This is a genomic window from Paenibacillus sp. FSL P4-0081 (assembly GCF_000758565.1).
In the GTDB taxonomy this organism is placed as follows: Bacteria; Bacillota; Bacilli; order Paenibacillales; family Paenibacillaceae; genus Paenibacillus_AQ; species Paenibacillus_AQ phytohabitans.
The window spans coordinates 8,186,520-8,211,540 of the sequence record NZ_CP009280.1 but is presented as its reverse complement, the minus strand read 5'-3'; the positions used below and the strand labels follow the sequence as shown (position 1 = coordinate 8,211,540).

General features: G+C 52.7%; 25 protein-coding genes. 19 read left to right on the top strand and 6 right to left on the bottom strand.

The annotated features are described in order from the left end of the window. Positions 1-23 precede the first annotated feature (23 nt). The gene (locus P40081_RS34975) at positions 24-1,259 is read left to right on the top strand and encodes an alpha/beta hydrolase (protein WP_052422157.1); all 1,236 of its coding nucleotides are present in this window, start codon (positions 24-26) and stop codon (positions 1,257-1,259) included. 17 nt (positions 1,260-1,276) lie between these two features. Here the strand turns inward: P40081_RS34975 and P40081_RS34970 are convergent, their stop codons facing one another. From P40081_RS34970 to P40081_RS34960, 3 genes are all read right to left on the bottom strand, one after another. Further along, entirely contained in the window at positions 1,277-2,104 is an 828-nt protein-coding gene (locus P40081_RS34970) for a GNAT family N-acetyltransferase (protein WP_042140439.1), read from the bottom strand. 151 nt (positions 2,105-2,255) lie between these two features. After that, positions 2,256-3,194: a hypothetical protein gene (locus P40081_RS34965; RefSeq protein ID WP_042140438.1), complete on the bottom strand. Its 939-nt coding sequence runs from the start codon at positions 3,192-3,194 to the stop codon at positions 2,256-2,258. Beyond that, entirely contained in the window at positions 3,151-3,753 is a 603-nt protein-coding gene (locus tag P40081_RS34960) for an RNA polymerase sigma factor (protein WP_231575253.1), read from the bottom strand. Before P40081_RS34960 ends, P40081_RS34965 begins: the two co-directional genes overlap by 44 nt. A 224-nt stretch (positions 3,754-3,977) precedes the next feature. On the opposite strand from P40081_RS34960, the gene P40081_RS39955 reads away from it, so the two are divergent. Together P40081_RS39955 and P40081_RS39950 are read left to right on the top strand one after the other, a co-directional pair. Further along, entirely contained in the window at positions 3,978-4,370 is a 393-nt protein-coding gene (locus P40081_RS39955) for a helix-turn-helix transcriptional regulator (RefSeq protein ID WP_331281696.1), read from the top strand. Further along, positions 4,360-4,848 carry a GyrI-like domain-containing protein gene (locus P40081_RS39950; RefSeq protein WP_331281695.1) on the top strand — a complete coding sequence of 163 codons (489 nt, stop codon included), beginning with the start codon at positions 4,360-4,362 and terminating at the stop codon, positions 4,846-4,848. The genes P40081_RS39955 and P40081_RS39950 overlap by 11 nt, the downstream gene beginning before the upstream one ends. A gap of 379 nt (positions 4,849-5,227) precedes the next feature. Here the strand turns inward: P40081_RS39950 and P40081_RS34950 are convergent, their stop codons facing one another. Continuing rightward, entirely contained in the window at positions 5,228-6,154 is a 927-nt protein-coding gene (locus P40081_RS34950; protein ID WP_042140436.1) for an AraC family transcriptional regulator, read from the bottom strand. Between the two features lie 156 nt (positions 6,155-6,310). Between P40081_RS34950 and P40081_RS34945 the strand changes: the two genes are divergently transcribed. After that, positions 6,311-7,045 (top strand): SDR family oxidoreductase, encoded by a 735-nt coding sequence (locus P40081_RS34945; RefSeq protein ID WP_042140435.1) that lies wholly within the window; start codon positions 6,311-6,313, stop codon positions 7,043-7,045. Positions 7,046-7,233: 188 nt separating this feature from the next. Here P40081_RS34945 and P40081_RS34940 read toward each other — a convergent pair whose 3' ends face one another. After that, complete coding sequence (locus P40081_RS34940; protein WP_042140434.1) at positions 7,234-8,325, bottom strand: GIY-YIG nuclease family protein; 1,092 nt, start codon at positions 8,323-8,325, stop codon at positions 7,234-7,236. Positions 8,326-8,465: 140 nt separating this feature from the next. Between P40081_RS34940 and P40081_RS34935 the strand changes: the two genes are divergently transcribed. From P40081_RS34935 to P40081_RS34905, 7 genes are all read left to right on the top strand, one after another. Next, positions 8,466-8,915: a YdeI/OmpD-associated family protein gene (locus tag P40081_RS34935; protein WP_042140433.1), complete on the top strand. Its 450-nt coding sequence runs from the start codon at positions 8,466-8,468 to the stop codon at positions 8,913-8,915. Positions 8,916-9,008: 93 nt separating this feature from the next. Next, entirely contained in the window at positions 9,009-9,851 is an 843-nt protein-coding gene (locus P40081_RS34930) for a MerR family transcriptional regulator (RefSeq protein WP_042140432.1), read from the top strand. 123 nt (positions 9,852-9,974) lie between these two features. Beyond that, on the top strand, positions 9,975-11,966 hold the full coding sequence (locus P40081_RS34925; protein ID WP_042140431.1) for an FAD-dependent oxidoreductase: 1,992 nt from the start codon (positions 9,975-9,977) through the stop codon (positions 11,964-11,966). A gap of 74 nt (positions 11,967-12,040) precedes the next feature. Next, positions 12,041-12,589, top strand: a complete 549-nt coding sequence (locus P40081_RS34920) for a hypothetical protein (protein WP_042140430.1) — start codon at positions 12,041-12,043, stop codon at positions 12,587-12,589. A 171-nt stretch (positions 12,590-12,760) separates the two neighbouring features. Then, the gene (locus P40081_RS34915; protein WP_042140429.1) at positions 12,761-14,185 is read left to right on the top strand and encodes a hypothetical protein; all 1,425 of its coding nucleotides are present in this window, start codon (positions 12,761-12,763) and stop codon (positions 14,183-14,185) included. Between the two features lie 78 nt (positions 14,186-14,263). Further along, a complete protein-coding gene (locus P40081_RS34910; protein WP_042140428.1) occupies positions 14,264-14,545 on the top strand; it encodes a hypothetical protein in 282 nt (93 codons plus the stop codon). Positions 14,546-15,116: 571 nt separating this feature from the next. Beyond that, positions 15,117-15,959 carry an EcsC family protein gene (locus tag P40081_RS34905; protein ID WP_042140427.1) on the top strand — a complete coding sequence of 281 codons (843 nt, stop codon included), beginning with the start codon at positions 15,117-15,119 and terminating at the stop codon, positions 15,957-15,959. 141 nt (positions 15,960-16,100) lie between these two features. Here P40081_RS34905 and P40081_RS34900 read toward each other — a convergent pair whose 3' ends face one another. Next, positions 16,101-16,424 (bottom strand): putative quinol monooxygenase, encoded by a 324-nt coding sequence (locus P40081_RS34900; protein WP_039294950.1) that lies wholly within the window; start codon positions 16,422-16,424, stop codon positions 16,101-16,103. 81 nt (positions 16,425-16,505) lie between these two features. Here P40081_RS34900 and P40081_RS34895 point away from each other — a divergent pair, with 81 nt between their 5' ends. The 8 genes from P40081_RS34895 (at position 16,506) to P40081_RS34860 (ending at position 24,987) form a co-directional block, all read left to right on the top strand. Further along, a complete protein-coding gene (locus P40081_RS34895) occupies positions 16,506-17,765 on the top strand; it encodes a nitric oxide synthase oxygenase (protein ID WP_081970347.1) in 1,260 nt (419 codons plus the stop codon). Positions 17,766-18,216: 451 nt separating this feature from the next. Further along, on the top strand, positions 18,217-18,765 hold the full coding sequence (locus P40081_RS34890) for a TetR/AcrR family transcriptional regulator (RefSeq protein WP_042140426.1): 549 nt from the start codon (positions 18,217-18,219) through the stop codon (positions 18,763-18,765). Positions 18,766-19,354: 589 nt separating this feature from the next. Beyond that, positions 19,355-20,341, top strand: coding sequence for an NAD-dependent epimerase/dehydratase family protein (locus P40081_RS34885; RefSeq protein WP_042140425.1), 987 nt, complete (start codon positions 19,355-19,357; stop codon positions 20,339-20,341). A gap of 90 nt (positions 20,342-20,431) precedes the next feature. Then, positions 20,432-20,788, top strand: a complete 357-nt coding sequence (locus P40081_RS34880; RefSeq protein ID WP_042140424.1) for a nucleotide excision repair endonuclease — start codon at positions 20,432-20,434, stop codon at positions 20,786-20,788. Between the two features lie 473 nt (positions 20,789-21,261). Further along, entirely contained in the window at positions 21,262-21,984 is a 723-nt protein-coding gene (locus P40081_RS34875; protein WP_042140423.1) for a hypothetical protein, read from the top strand. A gap of 5 nt (positions 21,985-21,989) precedes the next feature. After that, positions 21,990-23,297, top strand: coding sequence for a polysaccharide deacetylase family protein (locus P40081_RS36905; protein WP_081970345.1), 1,308 nt, complete (start codon positions 21,990-21,992; stop codon positions 23,295-23,297). A 191-nt stretch (positions 23,298-23,488) separates the two neighbouring features. After that, positions 23,489-24,586, top strand: coding sequence for a dual-specificity RNA methyltransferase RlmN (gene rlmN, locus P40081_RS34865; RefSeq protein ID WP_039294932.1), 1,098 nt, complete (start codon positions 23,489-23,491; stop codon positions 24,584-24,586). Positions 24,587-24,699: 113 nt separating this feature from the next. Continuing rightward, positions 24,700-24,987, top strand: a complete 288-nt coding sequence (locus P40081_RS34860; protein WP_042140422.1) for a DUF6509 family protein — start codon at positions 24,700-24,702, stop codon at positions 24,985-24,987. Positions 24,988-25,021: the final 34 nt, after the last annotated feature.

Sequence of the window (25,021 nt, the reverse complement as noted above, 5' to 3'; positions counted from 1 at the left end):
AACTGGAAGAGGAGAATCCCCCTATGCACAGCCTTGGCAAGCTCAAAAGCTGGATTAGAATCACCCTTTTTATCGTATTCGTTATACTGACACTGTCTCCCGTTATCGATTGGAGCTTCAGCTGGGTACTGCTGGCGGCACTGCTGTTCATTTTTGCACTGAAGGGTTCAATTGATCTTATCCGAAGGAAGGCGAATCCAAGTACGCCCAAACGTTCATTCAGGGTATTGAAAATCATTATAACCGCTGTGGCACTGCTAATCGCACTTATACCGCCCATTCTATTCCCGCAGTACCGGGCACCTGAAGTGACCGGGGAATATGAGGTCAGAACGGCTGTTTACACATATACGGACCCTAACCGGATTGAAGAATTCACGGATACCGGGGACAACCGGTTTGTGAATGTGGAATTCTGGTATCCGGGCAATGCCGGGGGAACCTATCCGCTGGTGGTCTTTTCCCATGGGGCCTTCGGAATCAGGGAGAGCAACAATTCAACCTTTACGGAGCTGGCCAGTCACGGCTATGTAGTGGTTTCCATTGATCATCCTTACCATTCCTTTTATACACAGAGCGTGGACGGGAAGATCACTATGATTAATGCAGATTATCTGCGGGAGTTTAACGACTCCAACAAAGACGGGATTTACACCATGGAAGAGCTGTACGGCTTTACGCAAAAATGGATGAAACTGCGGACCGGGGATATGAATTTCGTGATCGATACGATCCTGGAGAAGGCAGTAAGTGAGCAGGACCCTGTGTACCAACGGATCGACACTGAGCACATTGGCGTATTCGGCCACTCCATGGGTGGTGCGGCAAGCGTGGCGCTCGGCCGGGAGCGCAGCGATGTGGATGCCGTCGTGAATCTCGATGCCCCATTCTTCAGCGAGCTTGTGTATGACCCTGAGATTAAGGATCTGGCGGCAAAAAATGAACCGTATCACGTACCGCTGCTGAACATTTACACGGACGATGTATGGAGACAGCTCGGGAAGAACTCGGCTTACGCGGCGAACAAGACCGATAATCCAAACTTTAAGGATGCGTATGCCGTTCATTTTCAAGGCGCCAAGCACTTAAGCCTGACCGATCTTCCGCTGTTCTCGCCGATCCTGGCGAATAAGCTGCAACGCGGGCAAGCAGATATCGATAAGTATTACTGCATTGAGACGATGAATGCGCTGATTCTGCAGTTTTTTGATTATACGTTAAAAGATACCGGCCGCTTTGAGCCGCAGGCGGTGTATTGATGGTAATGCAGCGGCGGCTATAAGGTGAACCCCGGGAACATTGTCCGTTGCTCCACCTCGGTGAATCCCAAGGATCTGTATAGCCCGGCTGCGCGGGTATTTAATTCCCAGACCTCAAGCCGGGCTATGTTCAAATCGTAAGCTAAAAAATATCTGAATATGTAATTCAAAATCACTTTGGCGATCCCGGTTCCGCGGACGTCGGGCGACACATATACCGTTTCAATATGACCGCAGCCATCCTTCGCGAAAAAGGTGCAGCCTCCCAGCAGTTTGCCTTCTTTTAGAAACGAGAGGTTGTGGAAATGGGGGGAGCTGCCTTGTTCCGCAAGTGCGTCCAGATTCAGCGGCGTAACAAAGATCTCATCATACCGCTCTTTATACTCCGTAAGCTCTTGGTCAGAATTAAGGTTCACCGGTGTAACCTCTATATCTTCCGGCAAGGTATAGGTGAAGCCATCTTGAATGGAAGCCTCCATAACAACGCTGTAATTGGCCTCCAACCCGTTGCCCATATAGAAGCGCAGTTTCTCCTGATCCGGTTCAAATCCGGCGTATATTCTGGCGGTTAGATCCGGCCGCAGCCTCCGCAGCTCTTTAGCCCTTGTAAGCACTCCGTCAAATAGCCGCTGGCTAACCTCATTATTCTGTGATTCGGCTAAATGATCAGCGGGATTCACACTTATATAAATCAGATAAGGGGTATCGGGTGTCTGATGATGATTGATTGCCGGATACGTAAAGGCGCTCCCTAAGTAGTCCCCATGTTCACCGAATGCAATAAATATATTCTCTCTGCAGTTGCCGTACTGGTCTTCTTCCGGATTGATTATTTCAATATTCATCTAGCGCCCTCCTATATATCGTGTGGAGCTACCCCAAGAGGCAGCCCCTATACGTATTATGACATGATTCGGCCGGAGGCTGGAGGTAGAGTATTTCTTAAATAGTTTGCGGAAACCTGGAGGTTCATCCGGGAAAAGAATTCGTATTCTTTCAATGCAGAAGCGGCTTCGCGATGGCGATCAGTGCTTCTTTGCTTAAGAATTGTCCGCTCATCTCGTCAATCTGGTACTGGTAGGTGTCCCTACTTCCCGGAACCGCGGCTGACCACGTTAGGCTATTGCCGCCTTTATACTTGGTGTAGATCATTTCAGTGCCGTTGACAACGGCTTTTTCTGCGGTGAAATCTACTTGTTCATCTACATAAGCCGTGAATTCGCCTTCGCTTCTTGTTGTTGTCACCGTAATTTCCTGTTCTCCCTGCCTATAGACCGCAGTTAAATTAAGGATTTGGTCCGACAGCTCTACCGGCATTATCCCGTAGTTTCTGCCCGCTGCCTCGGCCTGCTTGCGCAGCTGATCAGCGATAGCCTTTTCTTCGTCCGGGGTAGGCGGGTGGAGCAGGGTGACCGGTTTGAAGTAAGCGGTGGCTGTCTGGAATTCATAACCTCCCGGAAGCTTGTCGGCTACGGTCAAAGATTGAGCCGATAACTTATTGCGGAGCGAAGACAGGTCGGTATAGACTAACGGTTTGTACTCCGTATCCAGCTTCCCGTCCGGATTATGGTCCAAGACGTAGAAGATAGCAGCGGTACCCTTCTCAAGCATAGCTTCGCCTAATTCATGGCTGAGGTTCAAGCGCTGCAGCTCCTCCTCCTCATAGGCAGGGAACGCCTTCGCGGGCTTGACCTGATATACAACCTCACCCTGCTTGTTCTTCAGCGACTGATATTGAACGGCTGCAAATCCGGTGGAAGCTGTGAGCAGCATGCCCGCAACCACCAATAAGCTAATTTTATGTTTCATCCAGAAGACCCCCTTCACTTGATGTCCTGTCTCTAACCTCTTCATCACTTCCCCGGATATATCCGGATGGGAAAAGCGCGGATTATGAAGAAGTTCCTTCAGCTCCTGATCCTTGTCCGTATCCATAATGCTTCACTCCTTTCGCCTGAGCGTAATACTTCCTGAATTTCCTGGCGGAACGTTCATACCGTTTGCGCAGCCGCGCGGTATTCTGGTGAAGCATCCGGCTGATTTCCTGATAGCTCAGCTCCTCCACGGTGCGCAGCAGCAGTAAGTTACGCTCCTCAGCCGTTAACATAGCCATCGCCTGCTGCACCGCAGCGTCCGGGTAATTAGCCTCCATATACTGATCGACCGGCCGGTTCTCCTGGTCATCACGGTAGAACAGACTCAAGTATTTCGTCAGCTTGCGCTTGCGGATCACATCAATACACTGGTTATAGGCAATGGTGTACAGCCAGGCGCCGAAGGGGAGATTAGGATCATATTGTCCCAAAGAGCGGTATGCCTTCAGGAATACTTCCTGTCCGCAGTCCTCAGCCTCGTTATATTGGCCCAGCATATGATAGCAATAGAAGAAAATCGGCCGCTGATAAGCCTTCATAATGGCCTCGAATTTCTGGATATCCCCTGCCAGCACGGCTGCAATCCGTTCCTGCAGATCGGCGTTCTCCAAGCTTCTCACCCCCTTTATGCTCTGTACAACGAACCATCTGTTCATATTGTGACATTGCCGGCTAAATTTTTGAAAAAGATACGACAAAATAACGCCCTAGCCTTGCGGCTGGAATAAACGTCCCGGTTAGAGGATTCTATAGAAGCAATATCGAACATGATATTTCGGTGCATGGATTGCAAGGTTTCCTGTCTCATCCTCCCCTATAATCAGACTTGAAAGGAGGGACCGGTATGGATTGGCTGGACCGCATGAATAACGCAATGGAATATGTAGAAAAACATCTGGCGGATGTGATTGATTTCAATCAGGCGGCCAGGATTGCCTGCTGCTCAACGTACCATTTTCAGCGGATGTTCTCGTTCATAACTGATGTGCCGCTCTCGGAGTATATCAGGCGCAGAAGGATGACCCTTGCAGCCTTTGAGCTGCAGCAAGGCGGAACCCGGATTATCGACATCGCTATGAAGTATGGTTACGAATCGCCCGAAGCCTTCTCCAGAGCGTTCAAAAAAATGCATGGTGTAATGCCAATGTCAGCGCGCGACAAGGGCGTCTCACTTAAGGCTTATCCCCCGGTTATCCTTTCAACTTTCAATTCGGGGAGATGTAGAAGTGAACTATAAAATCGAAGAAAAACAAGCTGTTGAAATGTTTGGCGTATCTACTGTAATTAATGCCGATGGCGAGAATCCGTTTATTGAAATCCCTGCCTTTTGGACCCGGTGTATTGCTGGCGGAGATGTGGGCCGGATTCGGGCTGCGGCAGGACTGGGGGAGAACGGCCAAATTCATGCGGTAATGTATAACAAGCAGGGTGAGAAATCTTCATACATGATCGGATATTTTGTACCCGAAAGCGGCTTGCCGGAAGGCTTTGAACAGCTGCATATCCCTCCGCAAACCTACGCAATTTTCACGACCGGCGTTTATCCTGATGGTGAAAGCGATATTCATGATTTATGGAAGCGTATTTGGGGGGAATGGTTCCCGGGCTCGAATTATGAAGCCACAGAGGGTCCTGAGTTTGAAATGACGTATGACCGGGGCAATAACATGTATGAAATGGAAGTCTGGATTCCCGTTGTTAAAAAGTCCGCTTAATGATAGTTGTATTTTGTACAATTATAAACAGCGAAAAGGGTTGCTTGCCTCATATAACTGCAGTCTGTACAACTAAATCTGCCCTAAAGGGGAGAATCAAGGTTAAAATGGCAGTTTAATTGTACGAAATACAACTAAACGGATAATCGCTTATAAATCAGCCGATTTAGTTGTACAAAGTGCAATTAAGCCTACCGCATATACCGTAATAAGGTTACTCAAGCCCTCATATTTCTTAAACAATCTGCTGAAATAATGTGTATCTGAAGAACCGGCGCCAGATAGCTCGTCTTCTCGTAACGGCTGTCCTGCAGAATCTCTGATTCTTGCTTCCAAAACTCATAATGAATTCAGCGGCTTCTGTCCTGCGGCAGTTCGCCTATTCATCCGCGTGAACACTTAAGGTATTGCGCAGATGCTTAACATCGTTCATGGGCGGACGCCCGAACATGCGGACATACTCCCGGCTAAACTGGGAAGGGCTCTCATAGCCCACGCGAAAGCCCGCGTCAGCGGCTTCTAATCCCTCTGACAGCAGCAAACGGCGTGCGTTCTGCAGCCGGATGGACTTCTGATACTGCAGGGGGCTGATTGCTGTGACCTTTTTGAAATGCTTATGCAAGGAGGAAGGGCTCATATTGGCTTCCTTCGCCAATTCTTCAATCACAAGGGGCTTGGAGTAATCGCGGTTAATCAGATGTATAGCTTTGGAAATGTTATACGAATAGCTGCCGGCAATGGAGAATTGGCTGAGGATAGCCCCATGATCCCCTTTCATCACACGGTACAGAATCTCGCGGATCATCATCGGTGCGAGGAACTCAATATCCTCAGGGGTATCCAGAAGACGGACCAGGCGGACCAGCCCCTCCAGCAGCGGTGTATCGGATTGGCCAAGCAGGATCCCGCGTTCCGTCTTTGCTTCCCGCTGCGGACCACTGCTGTGGATGATGTCCAGTATGACCTCCGGACGAATAGATAACTGCAGGCTCAGATAGGGAAGCTCCGGCGTGGCTTCCGTAATCATCCCGACTACAGGCAGATGCACCGGGCTGACCATGTAGCTGCCCGGACTGCATCTGTAAGTATCTCCCGCCAGCGAAGCTGTCTTGGAGCCTTGTACAATCACGTATAACGAAGGCGTATTGACCGAATGTCTCGGCTCGGACACCTGGCTTGCGCGTCTGAAGCATAGCTCCGGCACGTCTGAAGCATGTGTTCCTTCTGAAGGCGCATGACGCTGAATAAGCAGAATCAGTTCTTGTAAATGAGCAGGGAGAGTAGAGAGGGAGGAGATGTCGTTCATGCTTCACTGCTCCTTTACACGTAGGTCTAATGGCTAATTATATATACACCGGAGAGGATTAGGCAAGGATCGGAGGCGATCTGTCTACCTGATTGGGCCGCTGTTTACTTACAATGAACAGGCAAGGCCATTAGACCGTAGAGAGAAGGATGCAGTATGAGCATTGAGAATAAAGTTGTCGTCATTACGGGTGCGAGCAGCGGGATCGGGGAAGCGGCAGCGCTGCTCCTTGCGGAGCGCGGGGCAAAGGTAGTGCTTGGAGCGCGCGGAGCAGACCGCCTGGAGGCGCTGGCAGCACGCATTGTGAACAATGGCGGCGAAGCCGTTTATGCAAGCACGGACGTGAGACAGCGGGAGGATCTAAGCAGACTCGTTGCACTTGCCTGTGAGCGGTACGGGAAGATAGATGTGCTCGTCAGCAATGCCGGAGTGATGCCTATTTCCCCGCTCGACGACCTGCGCGTCGAGGATTGGGAGGACATGATTGACGTTAATATCAAAGGTGTTCTGTATGGTATTGCCGCAGCGCTGCCGGTCTTCCGTGAGCAGGGCTTCGGACATTTCGTGAACACTGCGTCTACAGCGGGACACAAGACGGTTCCTAACCAGTCGGTCTACTCTGGAACGAAATTCGCCGTGCGTGCCATCTCGGAGGGACTGCGCCAGGAGGCGGGCGACAAGCTGCGCGTCACCATCATTTCGCCCGGTATCGTCAAGACCGGCTTCACGGACAGTGTGACAGACCCGGCAGTGAGAGATCAGCTTGCCGCCGTCCGCGATAAGCTGGCGATGACACCGGATGCAGTAGCGCGTGCCATTGCCTACGCGATTGAACAGCCGGATAATATCGATGTGAACGAGATCGTGATCCGTCCTACTGCGCAAGTGTAACCTATTAGTCAGGACTGCCTGCGGCCCTCGAGCAGAGGAAGGCTGCAGCCGAATGCTCCTCTATATTAGAAACCAGGACCGCTGCTTGCATGCAGAGGTCCTGGTTTATTGTTGCAGCGATTTATTGTTACCGCGAGTAGGTTAACGGTCCATTCCTGAATCACCTGGAGAGCCGGTATCAGCGCTGATTATAATGCGCTCCCGATCAGCCCGTTAATCCCTTCCTCCAGCCCGGCGGTATCCTTATCCTCCAGCCATTCCTGCGGAACCAGCAGATAATTGCCGGAGCTGCTCTTAAGATAGCTGTAGATGATCTGGGCCTCATCGATCTTATGACGGCTCATTTCTTCTGTAGCCGCAATCAGGCTGCTGCTGCGGAAATGCTCCAATGCGGCAGTGGTAATCATCTTGGTAAGCTGTCCGCTGTCCAGCGCTTCAGTCGCCAGCCGGGTGCGGTAGAGAATCACGCTGCCCTTGATGAGAATCAGCTTGTGGGACTGCCCGTCCACCGGCTCCAGCACGATAATATTCTTGTTCTCCCCGGTGAAGCCGATCACCTGCTCCTTGTGCAGCAGCGAGTGGACCGCCCCGAGGTAATCACGGTACTTGGCAGCTGCTTCGAAGTCAAACCGCAGCGCAGCCTCCTCCATCCGGGCTTCCAGTCCGCTTACGATTGAATTGCCGCTCCCGTTCAGCAGTGCAATGATCTGCCCGATAATCTCCTCATACCGCTTCAGAGCCTCACCGCCCCCGCACATGCCGATGCATAAGCCCAGCGAATGGTTGAGACAGCGGGTGGTCCGGGAATGGGGGCTGCTGCAGAGAATTCTCTGCGATTCCTTAATGCCCTGTACAGCCCGCTCCACAGTGCTGCGGCTGGTGTAAGGACCATAGGAGAGACTATTTGCCTGTGTGCTGGGCTCATAGCCGATTTCGATCTGCCGGTACGGCGCAGTACCCACGATGGAAATATAGCTGTAGGCGAGCGGATTTTTCATTTTGCGGTTGTACATCGGCTTGATCTCTTTGATCAGCTGGCATTCCAGCATGAAGGCTTCGAATTCCGTATCGGTCAGCCTGTATTCGAGATCGCGGATATGCTTGACGAGCTGCTTCACCTTGGGCGAGTGTCCTTTGTTATTGTAGAAATAGGACTGGACCCGCTTCTTCAGCTGCTTCGCTTTGCCGACATAGATGATATGTCCCAGACTGTCCTTCATCAGATACACGCCAGGCGATAAAGGGAGGTCTGCTACCTTTTCTGTTAGATTCGCGGGCATGGCAGCCGCCTCCGTTCGTCACATTCTTCAGTACCTTTAAGTATAAACCATGCCGCCCTCACCGGCGACTGGAAAAGCCCCATTCCCTGCACTACAATGGGAATAAAAATGGCTAAGCGCCTATCCAGGAGGTAATAAATATGAAATTCCGGACAACCGTTATACTGGGCGGCAAGACGGCCACGGGGATCCCTGTTCCTGCGGAGGCGGTAGCAGAGCTCGGGACAAGCAAGAAGCCGGCGGTGAAGGTAACGATCGGGGAATATAGCTATTCCAGCACGGTAGCGACGATGGGCGGACAGTTCATGATTCCGCTCAGCGCGGAGCACCGCAAGGGCGCCGGTGTCAGTGCCGGTGATGAGATCGAAGTAGAGCTTGCGCTGGATACCCGGCCGCGTGAAGTGGAGGTACCGGCTGATCTGGCTGCGGAGCTGGAGCAGCATGCCGGAGCGAAGCAGTTCTGGGACGGATTATCCTACACGAATAAACGGCGGTTTGTCCTCTCGATTGAGGATGCCAAGACGGCAGAAACGCGGCAGCGGCGGCTCAATAAGACGATGGCAAGCCTGAGCGAAGGCAAGGCGCAGTAGCACCCGTGTGACATAATCCACAAAGTCTCCCGGCCAAACCCTCTATCATTGAACTGATGAAAGAATGGGATCAAGTAAGCTGGGGGGCTGCTGATGAAATATTCTATCGGTGAATTCGCGTCAATTCTAGGGGTGACGGCAGATACACTGCGCTTATATGAGAAACATGATATTGTCCGGCCGGTGAAGGATCAGCATAACAATTACCGGTATTTCAATGATCTGGACGCGCGCAATTTACTGTCGAGCAGATGGTACCGGAGCATGCAGATTCCGCTTCAGGATGTGGCCGGACTGATTAAAGACGCACCTTCCGAGCAAGTGGTAGAGTCGATAGCGGCTGCCGGAATGCAGCTGGAAGAAGAGATACGCCGCAGCACGCTGCTGCTGAATAAGATTCAGGAGATTCATGCCGAGCTTGGGGGGATCAGCGAATCCTTTTATACCTGCAGAATCAAGCAAGTGCCGGGTATGTACCGGATTCAGCAGACGAACAAGAACCATTTGCTGCAGAAGGATGGTCTCAAAAGAACCGTCCAGTCCTGGATGGAGCTGCTGCCGTTCACCTTCTATTCCTTCCGTATTGAGAATACAGAATGCATCTATGGAGCCGAAGAGCTGGATTACAGCTGGGGGCTTGCCCTGCTGGAAGAGGATCAGCAGAAGCTTGAGGTTTGCCTGAATGACAGTGTGGAGTATCTGGAGCCGGCAACCTGCATCTCTGCAGTGATTGTCAGCACCTATGAGGAATACCTCGAACGGGAGTCCTTCGGATTCATGCTGGATTATGCGAAGGCGCAGAAGTATACAGTCAGCGGGGATATCAGCGGTAAAATCCTGTTTACAGAGCGCACGAACAGCTGCAACAAAACCTATCTGGAGATCAATATTCCGGCAAAACAAACAGAAACGGAGCCGCCCGCTTTTATACTTTGAGAAATATTTCACATATATTTCATTGACCTTGGTGCTGTACCAAGGTTTACACTCTGTGCGTAGTCAGCAGTTCTTAGAGAGAGAGAGAGGCGGGGCTGCACTAACCACACAGGGGGAGAAATAATGCATAAGCAAGCAGTACGGCCGTTGTTAAAAGTAAGCGTATGTCTGATCCTGGTTCTGTCGCTCATCAGCGGCTGCAGCGGCAATAATTCAGCCGGACCGGCAGCATCGGAGCAGCCTTCAGCATCACCGGAGGCTACGCAGCCGGCGGATACAAGTGCGGTACCGGATGCTTTTAAAGCGGGAACCTATAAAGCGGAAGCTGACGGCAAAGACGGCAAGATTCAGGTTGAGGTTACACTCGACGCCGAATCCGTAATCACGGATATCCAGGTGGTCAGCCAGAACGAAACGGCCGGCATCGGCGTGGAGGCCATTAATAAGATTAAGGAAGAGATTATTGCCGGCCAGACTCTGGCCATAGATGCAGTCAGCGGTGCTTCGGAGTCGAGCACGGCGATCCTGACAGCCGTTGAAGATGCGGTGAAGCAGGCGGGCGGCAACGTGGAGGCTTTTAAATCGAGGGCTGTAGTGAAATCGGGAGAAGGCAAGACGGAGCAGCTGTCTGCGGATGTCGTTGTCGTGGGTGCAGGCGCATCCGGCGTATCTGCAGCAGTCTCAGCAGCCGATAAAGGCGCAAAGGTCATTCTTATTGAGAAAACAGCTACGATTGGCGGAGCAAGCAATCTGTCCTGGGCAGGTAAGTTCTACAACTCTTCAGCCGCTGTCAGCAGCGGACTTAAAGTGGAAGTAGAGAAGGAGATTGCCGACTGGATCGTTAATAATCACTGGAGAGTAGACGCAGCGGCAATCCGCCAGTACGTGACCAAGTCGGGTGAAACCTATGACTGGCTGACAGGCAAGGGCTACACCACTACCTTCCTTAACTTTGGCGGAGAACAGCTGCATATGTTACCGGCCTATGACACCCGCCAGGATCTGCTGAAGGCGATGCTTTCAGAATCCGTGGAAAAGGGCGGCGGACAGGTAATCACCGAAACAACAGCCCAGAAGCTGATTACAGGCAGCAATGGTGAGGTTACCGGAGTGGTTGCCGGGAAGGCGGATGGAACTGTGCTTGAGATCACCGGCAAAAGCATTGTCATGGCTACCGGCGGTTATGCCGGCAACAAAGAGATGGTCAAGGAAGCCTTCGGCTTCGAAGGCGTCAATGGCGGACTAGGACAGAATATCGGCGAAGGGCTGCAAATGTCCTGGGATATTGGGGCGAAGGTTCCCGATAACTTCGGGGGACAAATGCTTCACCAGACCCTGGCCAGAGCAACGGACAAGCTGAAGGCGGAGTATGAGCCGTTCGAAGCCAGCTATCCGCTGATGCTCTCCTACCTGCCAACGCTGATGAATGTCGGCCCTTCCGGGGCGAGATTCCGGGATGAGGCGGCAACACTAACCGCAGTAGCAGCGGCGAACACGAGTGCTTTTAACGGAGCCTATCATCTGGTCATTCTCTCGCAGGCGCAGATTGATGCCCTCAAGACCAAGGGAATGCATGGCTTGAAAGCACCCGGACTGCCGGGAATGCCGCCGGAATTCTATGCTTCTTTTGCCGATAAATTCACGCTGGACCAGCCTTGGAAGGATGCGGATAAAGTCTTCGAGTCCATGGTTGCCAACGGTGACGGCTTCAAGGGTAATACCATTGAGGAATTGGCAAAAAATGCGGGTATGGATGCTGCGGTATTCGCTGCTGACTTTAAGCTGTATCAGGAAGCGGCGAAGACCGGCATCGATACCGAGTTCGGCAAAGCGAAGGAATATCTGCTTCCGATGGGTGAGAGCGGCCCGTATTATGCAATTATTTCCGAGATCAATAATCTCTGCTCGGTGGGCGGCCTGCTTGTAAATACCAAGTTTCAGGTGCTGAATGACAAGCGTGTGCCCATCAAGGGATTATATGCCGTGGGCGTGGAGTCCGAAGGTGTACTCTTTAACGATACTTATGTAGGAAATGGCGTCGGACTGGGGTATTCCTTCACCTCCGGGCGGCTTGGCGGCGAGGATGCAGCAGCCGGGGCACTGGGCACAAAATAGAACGGTTTAAGCAATCTTCTTCTTTTCACCGATAAAGAGTTGTCCTGAACTTTTATCGAGAAGAGGAATGTTCGATGTATATTCCCATTTCCCGGATTCAAGCCGCTTCACTGACCCGTTCACCGCATCAGGAGGCCCATGCTCCGGCAGAGTCGTCTGTGCTTAGTTTCTCGGAGACTTTGGCAGCTGTTGCTGCGGCCATTGAAGATCAGGCACGCAGAATCAGGAAGAAATACGGCCTGCCTGTCCGGATCACAGCGGTGTCCAAGGACGGGAGCAAGGGTGCGGACAGTGCCGGCAAGGGAGCCAGGGATGATGTGCGGGAGATTGTGATTGCCCCGAATATCCTGCAGCAGATGAGCAAAGATCCTGTGACCTTAAGAAAAATATACGGCTACATTGATGAGTATGTCGCCAAAGATCACCTCTCTGCTGATCATAGCCTAATCATCTACAGGGACGGTACTTGTACCCTGTCCCTTTCTGCCCCTTCACCGGAAGAAGCAGGGAAGAGCAGCGGGGGCCCTGCCGGGCAACCTGGCCTGTGGAGCGGAATCTCCACCCAGGACCGGCTGCAGCAGCTGGCCTTCATCCGGGCGCGGAGGGCAAACCGGCAGCCTTAATAGGAAACACCTGTATATTGATCTCGGAATCCTTGGTTTGCGTGGATTCCGGGATCTTTTTTTTATAAGATGGCGCAGCCGTGCCCGGTTGTACGAACACCAGCCTATGCCCCTGCATAGCATATAGCACTGAGCTTGCTATAAGGAAGTGGAAAGGGGGCGCGCAGGATAATGGGTATCCAGCTTACGGCGATTCATTGGGTGTACTTAGTGTTTATTGTGTTCATTCTGGCGCTGCTGATCCGGCGGCGTGATACGACAATGATCTGCGTGACCGGGATTTTGGCGCTGGGTCTGCTGGCAACGGCTACGCTCAGCGGGTCGGTATCGGGAATCTTCAACTCCTTCGTATATGCTACCAAAGAGCTGCTCGGCACCATTATGATTATCTCCATTATTGTGGCGATGAGCCGGATTCTGATTATTACAGGCATCAACGAGACGATGGTATCCCCGCTCACCCGGATTCTGCGCACACCAGCGATGGCCTATTGGGGGATCGGGCTGATCATGATGGTGACCTCTTTCTTCTTCTGGCCTTCCCCTGCGGTGGCACTGGTCGGTGCAGTCCTGCTGCCTGTCGCTGTCCGGGTCGGCCTGCCTGCACTTGGTGCAGCGGTGGCAATGAATCTGTTCGGGCACGGGATCGCCCTCTCCGGCGACTATATTATCCAGGGAGCGCCGAAGCTGACTGCGGATGCAGCGGGTCTTCCGGTATCCAGCGTCATGCAGGCTAGTATTCCGCTGGTTATCGTGATGGGGGTTGTAACTACTGTCACTGCCTTCTGGATGATGCGCAGAGACCAGAAGAATGGAACGTGGAGAGACGGCCTGGTGGTCACTGCCCAAGGCACAGCAGGGCCGTTGTCTGCAGCCGGGACGGGCGATGACGGGACGGTACTCATGAGCGCCGGGCTTCGAAAAGCGCTGGCCATCGCCATCCCGCTGCTCTTCCTTCTGGATGTGATAGCCATGTTCATGCTGCACCTGCAGGGTGGTGATGCTACAGCTCTGGTCGGCGGAACCGCCGTGCTGATCCTGATTGTCGTTACCCTGCTGGCCCACCGCAGCCAGGGACAGGGGCTGGAGAAAATCACGGCCTATCTCATTGAAGGATTCATATTCGGCTTCAAGGTCTTTGGACCGGTCATCCCGATCGCAGCCTTCTTCTATCTTGGCGACTCGGCCTTCACCGAACTGTTCGGCCAGGTGTTGCCGGACGGCTCGCATGGCATCGTGAACGACCTGGGCGTTGCCCTGGCGGATCACGTGCCGCTTAATGGCGCCGTGGGAGCCGTGACGCTGACGGTGATCGGCGCGATCACCGGTCTCGACGGCTCCGGCTTCTCCGGCATCTCGCTGGCCGGCTCGATTGCCGGGCTGTTCGCCGCCGCGATCCATTCCGGCGCGGCGACCCTCACTGCCCTTGGGCAGGTAGCCGCCATCTGGGTCGGCGGCGGCACCCTGATCCCGTGGGCGCTCATTCCCGCCGCGGCGATCTGCGGCGTCAGCCCCTTCGAGCTGGCCCGGCGCAATCTGAAGCCGGTCCTGCTGGGTCTGGCGGCGATGACTCTCACCGCCATGTTTCTGGTGTAGGAGATGTCTGCATAAGATCCACGCCCCCAATCCATCCTAGAGAAGAACAGAAACCGTGATTGAGGGGGAAGTATTCTTATGAAGCATTACGAATCCAGTCTGCGGACGAACAGCACGGTGGATCAGGCACAGGATTCTGTGACCAAGCTGCACAACGCTGTAACTCAGGCGTTAAGCCATCCAACGGAGCAGATGATTGACCAGGCGGAGAATAGCCTGGAGCATGCCGAGGAAGCCGTTCGCCATGCTCCCGAAGGATCGGTCGGCGGACACGGTGTAGACTTGACTGAAGACAGGCTGGCCGAAGAGAAACGCAGACTCGCTTCACTGGACGAACCTGGCGCCAAGGCCCGCAGCTAAAGCCAGAGCTAAAGCCTGAGCAATAGCCCAGCGTGATCTGCACCGAGTCTGAAGCCGGCCTGAATTCGGCAGGCTATTAAGCACCTGCGTTACTGCTGCAACAGGCATTTCCGGATTTACTCCGGGAATGCCTGTTTGCTATATAAGAAGCACTAAAAAAATAACAAAAAGCGAAAGAAGCGGAGGGGAAATTTGGAACTGTAGGAGCGATAGCGCCCGCCTGAAAGCTTTCCGCAGGAAAGCTCGCTACGGAAGCATACCCAGTCACCGGATTTCCACTGCGAACAGCGGTAATAATCAAGAAATCTGGGGACAACAGCGGCCGGAAGTCCAAATGTTCACGCAGTGACGACTAAGCTTCACGTTCAAATCTTAAGTGCGTCTTATATATTTATCTAATTCGGGGCCAGCATATACAAACTTGTGCAATCATTCGGAGTGAATAAGGTTATAAGGTATCAGGCACATCTATAATTTACGTGAACCGGATCAGGGGAAGGCTACGTAGTAATACCACTAAGACGCAGACGCAACAAACATGACAAGACCATCATTTAAGGGAGGCATAAATATGCCGGAAGCTAATGATTCACGGGTACCGCTGGAGACACCGGAGATACTGCATGCCGAGCTTGCCCGGATTGCCAAGTGGGAGAAAGAGCAGAATAAGCTGATGATCTGGGACCGGATTACCCGTCTGCCGTTCAAGCTGCTTGATAAAATCACACCGAAGATTATTCATGAGAAGGTAGGCAAGCTGCTGGATGAGCTGGGCAGCTACATCCAGAATGGCGGCAACTATCTGGTTGCCGGGCGCAAGGTAGGCACGCTGATCGGGGAGGCAAGCGTGGCAGCCGGGGGGACGGGCAACGGGCCGTATCCGCTGGCTGTAATGGATGCGGCAGCGCTCCGGCTCTCAGAGAGGAGCCGGAATACGGCAACTGCCCAAGGGGCAACTACCGGCTTCGGCGGAATCTTCACCCTTGCTGCCGATATTCCGGCTGTGCTCGGCCTTTCATTGAAGGCCATCCAGGAGATTGGCCTATGCTATGGCTACGATCCGACAGATAAGGCGGAACGGATATTCACTGTGAAGGTGATGCAATTCGCATCCTCCGATATTGTCGGCAAGCGGACGATTCTGCGGGAGCTGAATTTGCAGGCCGGCGGGGATGGCAACATCATTGCCGGAACGAACGCGGCAGTCTCGAAGATTCAGGGCTGGAAAGAGGTTGTTATGGTATACCGTGACAATTGGGGCTGGAAAAAGCTGCTCCAGACTGTTCCGGTTGCAGGCATGTTCTTTGGCGCGTATCTCAACCGGAAGACGCTGGAGGATGTGACGGAGGCTGCCCGTATGCTATACCGCAAAAGACGGATTATCGCCAGGCTGGCTGAGCTGGAGCTGAAATAAGTGCTCTGATTGAAGCGGAACTGCGCATGGATGGCAGCGGGGCTGCCGGCAAGGCGGGCATCATGAGATAGAGGCAAGGATTACTGCCCTGGGGCTGCATTCCTTGCCTCTATTTCAGGAAAGGTATAAGGGTTCAGCCGCCTATGGGGCAGTTGAACCGAACGCCAGCCCTTTTCCGCCCACAGGTATTAGCTTGACCGGCTCGACTCCGGCAATCAGCGGCATGGCCCGCTGGATCGTGGCACGGGTGGCCTCCAGGGCAAGGGAAGCAGCATGGGCTTCCGCACTGCTCCATACTTCTGTGACCCAGAGGATATCCGCCTCGGATTCCGAGAGGTTCACGATATACAGCTCGCATTCTTGGACAGGCTCAGCCGCCGCTGCGGCTTCCAGCAGAATGGCAGCCAATGCCTCCCGTTCACCCGGTTTAGCGGTGAATTTCGCGTACATTCCGAATTTGCTCAACCTCATCACCCCAGCATGTAGTTATCCGCTCCAATAGCGGAGTTGATCAACATTATTTTACCAGAAACAAGGAGGGAAAGAATGAATCGAATAGATCAGCAGCCTAACATTGATGAATTAATCGGGCAGGCGGAAGCCTTCATCACTGCATGTTACCAGGAGCTGGACAAGTCAGAGAGTGAGCGGGAGCGGCGTCTTGCAAATATACGCGAAGAAGTGATTCTTACGGGCACCTATATACATACGGAGGAAGAACTAACCCATGGGGCGAGGATGGCCTGGCGTCATAACAGCCGCTGTATCGGAAGGCTGTTCTGGCATTCGCTTACAGTGCTTGACGCGCGCGGGGCAGAGACTGCGGAGGAGGTGGCCGAGGCGCTATTCCGGCATGTGGAGCATGCGAATAACGGCGGCAGGATCCGGCCGGTCATAACCGTATTCCGCAGCGGAGAGCAGCCGGATAGAGCTATCCGGATCTGGAATCACCAACTGATCCGTTATGCCGGCTATCCCGGGGACGGGGAGCAGCCGCGTGCCGGTGATCCGGCTTCAGATGAGTTCACTGCGGTCTGCCGGGAGCTGGGCTGGCAGGGGACAGGCGGGGATTTCGATATTCTGCCGCTTGTCATCAGCATCGGCGGGGAGGAACCCCGCTGGTTCCCCGTCCCGCCGGGACTTGTGCAGGAGATTCCGCTCACTCATCCGGAGATCGGACGGTTCCCAGAGCTGGGCCTGCGCTGGTACCCCGTTCCGGTTGTCTCGGATATGTGCCTGGAGATCGGCGGCATCCGTTACCCGGCGGCGCCCTTCAACGGCTGGTATATGGAAACGGAGATCGGCTCCCGGAATCTGGGGGATACAGAACGTTATAACCGCCTGCCGGCAGTGGCCGATCTGCTGGGCCTGGACCGTTCGACTAATACCTCGCTGTGGAAGGACCGTGCGCTGCTGGAGCTGAACCGCGCGGTACTGCATTCCTTCAAGCAGGCCGGGGTCAGTATTGTCGATCACCATACAGCGGCAGATCAGTTCGTCCGCTTCCAGGAACAGGAGAAGCGGCAGGGGCGTGAAGTATCAGGCAAATGGGGCTGGCTGATCCCCCCGATGTCGCCTTCGTCCACGCCGATCTGGAACGATAACACCTTGAGAGATTTGCATCTAAGTCCGCGCTTCATGTACCAGCAGAAGGCGTACGCGGACAGGTTAGATGCAGCAGCCGGTCCATCCAGTGAAGCTGGCGGCTCTGCCTCGTTGCATGCGGGGACGGATGATCCGGCAGCAGAGTCTGAGCAACAGGGCGCTGCCGAAGCGATGACATGTCCTTTCCATCACCTCCACTAACTCCGGTCCGGCGTCCGGTCCGGCAAAATAAATAATTATATGGGAAATAATTGGCTTAGCGCCGCGTGCAATCTCTCTGCACGCGGTTGAAAGGGGGGCTGGTGCGGCGATGCGCGATTTGATTCAGGCGGCACGGCTGTCTAGGCGAAAGGGCTTGGCAGTATGGCGGCCGGCAATAGTTGCTTTTGTTTTCATTTTTGCAGCTGCTAATCCAAAGTGAAATTTAGCCGGAATGGTGAGTGAGGTCTAAATTAACCTTAGGGAGGTGCTGATTGGTGCTGATTCGTGCTGATTCGCCTTCCGGGAGATTTTGTTCAGTAATTATTATTTTTCAGGCTGTGGTTGATTATTTAAAGATAGAAGTATATACTGCTAAACAAGAGAGTGATTGATCAATAACCTAAAGACAGCCAGACGATCACCTAACATTCCGGCAGAAAGGGAGACCTATATGAACAAGCAATCGGGCACTATCCGTTCCAAAGGAGAGGAGACCATTCCGGTAAACCGCAGGGAGCAGATTCTGGAGTCGGCTGTGGTTGTGTTTGCAGAACATGGCTATTACCGGGCTACAACCGCGCAGGTGGCCGAGAAGGTGGGGATATCCCAGCCGTATATCTTCAAGCTGTTTAAGAATAAGGAAGAGCTGTTCATTGCTGCGCTGGAGCGGGCTTTTGAACGGATTCTCCGCACCTTCTCAGGGCTTCAGGCTCCCGCAGACCAGCTGCTTGCAGAGGCCATTCAGCTATACGAGCAACTGATGGAGACCCATCCGAATGAGATTATTCTGCAGGTGCAGGCCATCGGCATCCGGGATGAAGCTATCCGCCAGTCGATGCAGGCTGGTATTCTGGAGGTAACCCGTCTGATGGAGAGCAAGTTCTCGGCAGCAGGGTTTGCGCACCCGGAGGTGGAGGTGAGCACCTTCATGGCTAACGGTATGCTCTGCAATATCGCCCTCACGCTGGGAATGCCGGAGCTGAAACCGAAGCATCTGTAAGCACCGGTGCGGGCAGGAGGATGATCGGGAGTAACGGTGCAACAAGCGCGGGAGGAGGATTAAGCAAAATTTACAGCCACAGGCAAGAGTCAGCTGCATAATTCCCGATCCAGCCGGATCATCATTTTTTCAGTTTTCGAGTAGTGACTGATCAATAACTTAGTAATGCAATGGATAACTAGCAAAGAATTAAGCAAAGAACAAGCAAAGCTTGAACGAAACGAAATAGTGGTACGTGTCCATCATTTTCATTATGAACGCAGGTAATCGGCCATGAATAGATAATGTTGTACGTATTACAACTTGAGCTCATGAATATGGTGGGATTCGTAATTATTGTTGTACGAAATACATGAATTGTTCCGCTTAGCGGCTTGAATCAGATGGAAATGCTGCCTTTTGTGCAACAATTTTCAATTTAGCCCGATTTCATGGGTAGAATGTTGTATTTCGTACAGGATTTCAGTTAACAGCTTAAATTTAGTTCGGCTATATACCATTTATTTTTATTTTTATTATTTAGTTAGTGATCAATCACTAATAAAAATTAACAATAAATAAAAATTCATTATACCAGGAGGAATTTCAAATGATAAACAAAGCGATGGTACTGGGAGCAACCGGAGGGACAGGAACGGTGATTATTGCCGAGCTGCTTCGAAGAGGGATCGGGACTGTAGCCTTTGGGCGCTCCATGCCGAAGCTGGAACAGCTCGCGGCCAAGCTCGGGAATCCGGCAGGGCTGAGCCTGCAGACCGGAGATGTGTTCCGTGCGGATGATGTATTCAAGGCCGCGCGCGGGGCTGATGTTATTTTTCACAGTGCATCGGTGCCTTATCACGAAATGGACGCGAAGCTGCTGCCGATGGGTGAAGCTGTGATGGAGGCCGCGAACCGGCTGGGGGCGAAGGTAGTGGCTGTGGACGGGATTTATCCGTATGGCAGAAGAGTGAATGAGCAGCCGATTGCCGAGAACTATCCGAAGAATCCGCATACCCGCAAGGGGAAAATAAAGCTGGAATTCGAGCGGATGTTCTTCAGCCCGCGCTGGAGCGGCATGAAGGGAATGATTGTCCGCCTGCCGGATTATTACGGCCCCACGGCCAATGAAGCCTCTTACCTCGGATCGACGCTGGAAGCCATAGCTGCCGGTAGACCTGCGGTGTTCATCGGCAATATGAACGTTCCGCGCGAATACGTCTATCTGCCGGATGCGGCAGTGATGATGGTGGAGCTTGCCCTCCGCGAGGAGGCCTACGGGCAGAACTGGAATATTCCTGGAGCCGGCGTGATCTCCGGCAAAGAGATCGTCCGGATTGCCCGCGAAGCCGCCGGAAGCTCGAAACTGGTTATCCCCTTAGGCGCAGCAGGCTTGTCACTGCTCGGCCTGTTTGTACCGGTAATGAAAGAGATTGTCGAGATGCTGTATCTGACGAAGGAGCCGCTGCGGCTCAGCGGTGCGAAGTACGAACGGGTAGCCGGGCCGGTTCCGGCCACGCCTTTTGAACAGGGGATAACAGCGACGATCCATTCCCTCCAGAACCGTGCAGCTGAAAATGTGCAAATCCCCTCATAAAACAGGAGTAATCTGCAGAAGATAGAAATAGTCAGGTTTCCCAATCTGTGATACTATTTATTTCTATATACAATGAGGAAGTGAAGCTTAATGATCAGCATTACCATTCCGGCACCGGAAGTTACTATTTTTAAGCAGGAGAACCCTGTGCTCAGCCATATTTACGGATTTACGGATTTTCACCTGATTACCCGCGAAGCCGGCGGCATCTTCATGTTCTACAATGACAAGGATGAGCTGCTGTTTGTAGGCAAGGCACGCAAGCTTAGACCGCGGATCAAGAAGCACTTCGAAGATAACGTATCGGTCATGAAGCCTCACCGTGATGAAGTTACCAAGATTGAAGTCTGCCTCGTGGAAGACCCGGTCGACAGAGAAATTTATGAGACTTACATTGTGAACAAGCTTAAGGCGAAATACAATGTGGAGAAAGTACTGTATAAATAATGGTTTGGATGAAAAGCGTGGTCCCTGCTTCTGCGGACTGCGTTTTTTTGTTGTTCAGGAAATTATGCTGTTTGACCTTTTGCAGGCGGGGTTCCCGATGTAACTTGGATAATGATGCATGAAGGTGCCGTCCGGTCAGGATGGTGCCTGTTTGCTGTACAGTTAAGCGTTAAATCCCGGATTTGAACCGGGAGATGTATTACTCTGGCCTTAGGATGCTATGACAACACGCAGGAGTAATCCGGGATTTTCAGGCGCGTTGTGGTCCTTGTTTTTCGGGAACGCCCAGTACAAATGGCAGGGGTAATTCATCCTGAAATGGGCCAGGCAGCAGCTTGCTGGCGCAACTTGGGCCTTTGGATACATTTAGTAAAGTTAGATACTAAGGCTCACTAACGCATCCGCTAAATCAACTATAATAAACTCGTACATGCTCGACATATTTTGACATTTATAATGAGGTGATTATATAGATGGCGGCTCCGTTTTTTAAGAAGAAAGAAGCTGTGGACAAAACGGCCAAACCGGGTATGGTTCAAAAGGTTCAACTGGCCGAACCTCCGCCCGAAGATAGCGATAATTATGAGAAGGCTGAAAGTGCCCCCGGCCTCGTGTCCGTCGGCAAAGCGCAGCTGGATAAAAAGTCGCTGGATCTGGTCTTCGCAGTAGAGCAGATGATTCAGGCCAGAGCGCATGCTGAAACGAACAACCATGAGCTGCAGGACCGGCTGAATCATTCCAGCAGTCATGTGGAGAGGCTGGGACGGGATCTGAGGAACCTGAACAAGGTAATTGAAGAGCGGGAGAAGAGCATCCTGGAGCTAGAGCATAAGCTGGTGGAGAAGAATCTGAAGGTGGACCAGGTACTGGAGGATTACCGTGAGCTGCACACGACCCTGTCAGGAGAAATGGATGAGCTCAAGAGCACCATTGATCTGGAGCAGCAGAAATATGCCAATCTTGTACAAAAACATAATGATGCCATCTCGGAGAAGCTGAAGCGGATGAATGAGCTCGAAGAGAAGATCGGGCGCCTGGAGACAGAGAACAGTCACCTGAAACAGAAATACGATACGGTCCGGCAGGAGAAAACCTACCTCTCCAGCATGATCAGCGATTTCACCAACCGCATGACCGTACCCTTTGGCGGAAGCACTCCGCCGGCAGAGCGTAACGACAGCAACGGAGATACATAGGACTTATGCCAGTACACCCGGCGAACACTGCTCGGATGGTAGAGCTGCTGTCCCTTGAGCAGAGGCAGGGCGTCTATCAGATGGAGGTAGGTTTAACCCACAGCAGCGGTTCCGCCCGCCATATACTAATCATCGATGAATATACATATGTGCAATTGAGTATGCTTGGCCCCTTCGCGGGTCAGCGTGTGCGTCTGTCTCTCTATCCCAAATGGGACCCCTTCCGCCGCAGCTTTTTCAGCTCCCTGATCAAAATGAACCAGACGTTTAGCGAAACGCTGTATTATGCCTGCTCTGAGGAGTATGCCTCGCAGCTTGTAAAGGCGCGGCAGGAGGAAGAACGTCCAGCCGGGCCCGGGCCTGCTGCTCAGGTACCGTCACTTGAATTGCCGCAGCACAGACCTGGACATCTGAAGCGCAGCCGCAGCCTGCGGCCTGTCCGGGCCATACTGCTGCGCGGTATTCTGTTCAGCTGCCTCATCGCATTGTTCCTGCTGCGCATGGACGGCAAGCTGTTCAGCAACAGCGCAGAAGCCCATGAGGACCCGTTGCAGGCGGCCGTAGCTGCGGACGTCAGCAGTAGTCCCCTTATTAATGTTATACCGGTGATCCAGACGGCGGCCTACCAGAGCAGCGAAGTCCAGGCAGTCCCGGAAGAGGCTCCGGAAGATCCCCTGGAAGATACCCCGGAAGATACGTCTGCAGCGGCTCCGGAGACTTCGGTTGAAGAGATTGAACTGGACGGGAACAGCTATGAATACAGCCTGCCTCAGGGGTATGTGGCCTTATCCTTCGATGATGGGCCCTCGCAGTACACAAGGCAGATTGTAGATATTCTGGACGAGTATGGTGTGGCGGCGAACTTCCTTTTTATTGGACAGAACGCCAGCAGCCGCCCGGCAGAGGTCAGCTATGCTAATGAGCATGGCATGCCAGTAGGCAGCCACTCCTGGGATCACAGTGATATGACACGGAACAGCCCTGAGGAGAACCGCAAGAATCTGGAGCGGGCCAGCCGGGAATTGGAGTCGAACATGAACTCGGCGGTAACTATCTTCCGTCCGCCTTATGGTGCAGTTAATGATGAGCTGGCCGCTGAGGCGAAGCGGCAGCATATGAAGCTGCTGCTCTGGAACCGGGACCCCGAGGATTGGAAAGCCGATAATGCCCCGCAGGTCCTCCGTTATTTCCATACAACGGACCCGTCCGGCGGCATCTACCTGCTGCACGAAAAAGCAGTTACGGTCCAGGCACTTCCTGAGATTATTGAGTATCTTCAGGCACAGGGACTGAAGTTCGCCGTCTTCAAATAAAAACAGGAAGCGTATCCCGGATCGCGGGGTGCGCTTTTCTGCGTATGTGCACGGAAATGACCCGGAATCGGCAGCGTTTCCCCTTGTTTTAATAAACAAAATTTGAGACAATAAGTTATTGTTGTTGCTAATGTCCCCCGCAAGGTAGAATAGATTGATTGAACTTTAAAGTTTTGAAAAGAGGATATGAAATGAATAAAGAATCCATTTATGGATTGACTTTGGAACAACTGACCGCCTGGCTGCTGGAGCATGGGCACAAGAAATCCCGTGCATCCGCTGTCTGGGAATGGCTATACCGCAAGCGGGTTACCAGCTTTGCAGAAATGACGGGGATGAACCCGGACTGTGTACAGCTGCTGGAAGAGCATTATGTCTTTCAGACGATGGAAGAGCATGTGAAGCAGGAATCGGCTGACGGCACTGTCAAATTCCTGTTCCGCTTACAAGACGGCAACCTGATTGAAACGGTGCTTATGCGGCAAAAGTACGGTCTGTCCGTCTGCGTCACCACTCAGGTCGGCTGCAATATCGGCTGCAGCTTCTGCGCAAGCGGGCTGCTGGCGAAGAGCCGCGATCTCACCAGCGGCGAGATTGTCGAGCAGATTATGAAGGTTCAGCTTGATCTGGATCAGGCCGGTCTTGGGCAAAAGGTCAGCCATGTAGTCGTAATGGGCATCGGTGAGCCGTTCGATAATTTCCGGCATCTGCTGAATTTCCTGATTACGATCAAGGATCACAAGGGTCTGGCCATTGCCGGCAAAGGCATTACCGTATCCACCAGCGGTCTGGCTGACAAAATCAGAGAATTCGCCGACGCCAATATGCAGGTCAATCTGGCGATCTCCCTGCATGCGCCGAATAATGAGCTGCGGACACAGATCATGAAGATCAACCGTGCCATTCCTATAGAGAAGCTAATGCCGGCGATTGATTACTACCTGGAGAAGACCAACCGGAGAATTACCCTGGAGTATATCCTGCTGAAGGATATCAATGACCGTGAGGAGCATGCCCTGGAGCTGGCCGAGTTAATCGGAGACCGGCGTCAGCTGGCGAATGTGAATCTGATCCCTTATAATCCGGTAGATGAGCATAGCCAGTATCAGCGGAGCGAGCGGGAATCCGTACGTGCGTTCTTCGACACGCTGAAGAAGCAGGGCGTCAGCGTCAGCACCCGGCTGGAGCACGGAGTCGATATTGATGCGGCCTGCGGACAGCTTCGCAGCAAGCAGATCAAGAAGACCAAAGGCAAGGCAGAGGTGCCGGCAGCGCAGTTTCCCGGATAAATTAGGCAGCAGTTTGTCATCATAAGTACGATGCTGTCTTGTAAAAGGAAGCAAAGGCGTTTCTACTTGTGTTACAATAATCTGGCAGTGATTTGAGAAATGAGGAATGCGACGTGTTGACATTTACAAGCTACACCGTGGAGAACGTAAGAGATCCTTTTGGAATACTAAGCGGCAAGCGATATGAGTTCGTCATTAACCTGGATGTGCCGGAAGATGATGAGCTATACGTAGAGAACGGTGTTTCGGCCCGCGTAATTGTGAAAGTGGAAGAAGAGCAGACAAGCATTGTCAGCTACGATCTGCAGGAAACCTCGTCAGGCCAGCTGCTCGATTTCGATATGGAAGAGGACGAGGAAGCAGCACTGGTTCTGTTCTGTTCAGAGCATTTGCCTGAATAAGACTCGGCTGTAAGTGCTGGAAGGAAACTGCTGA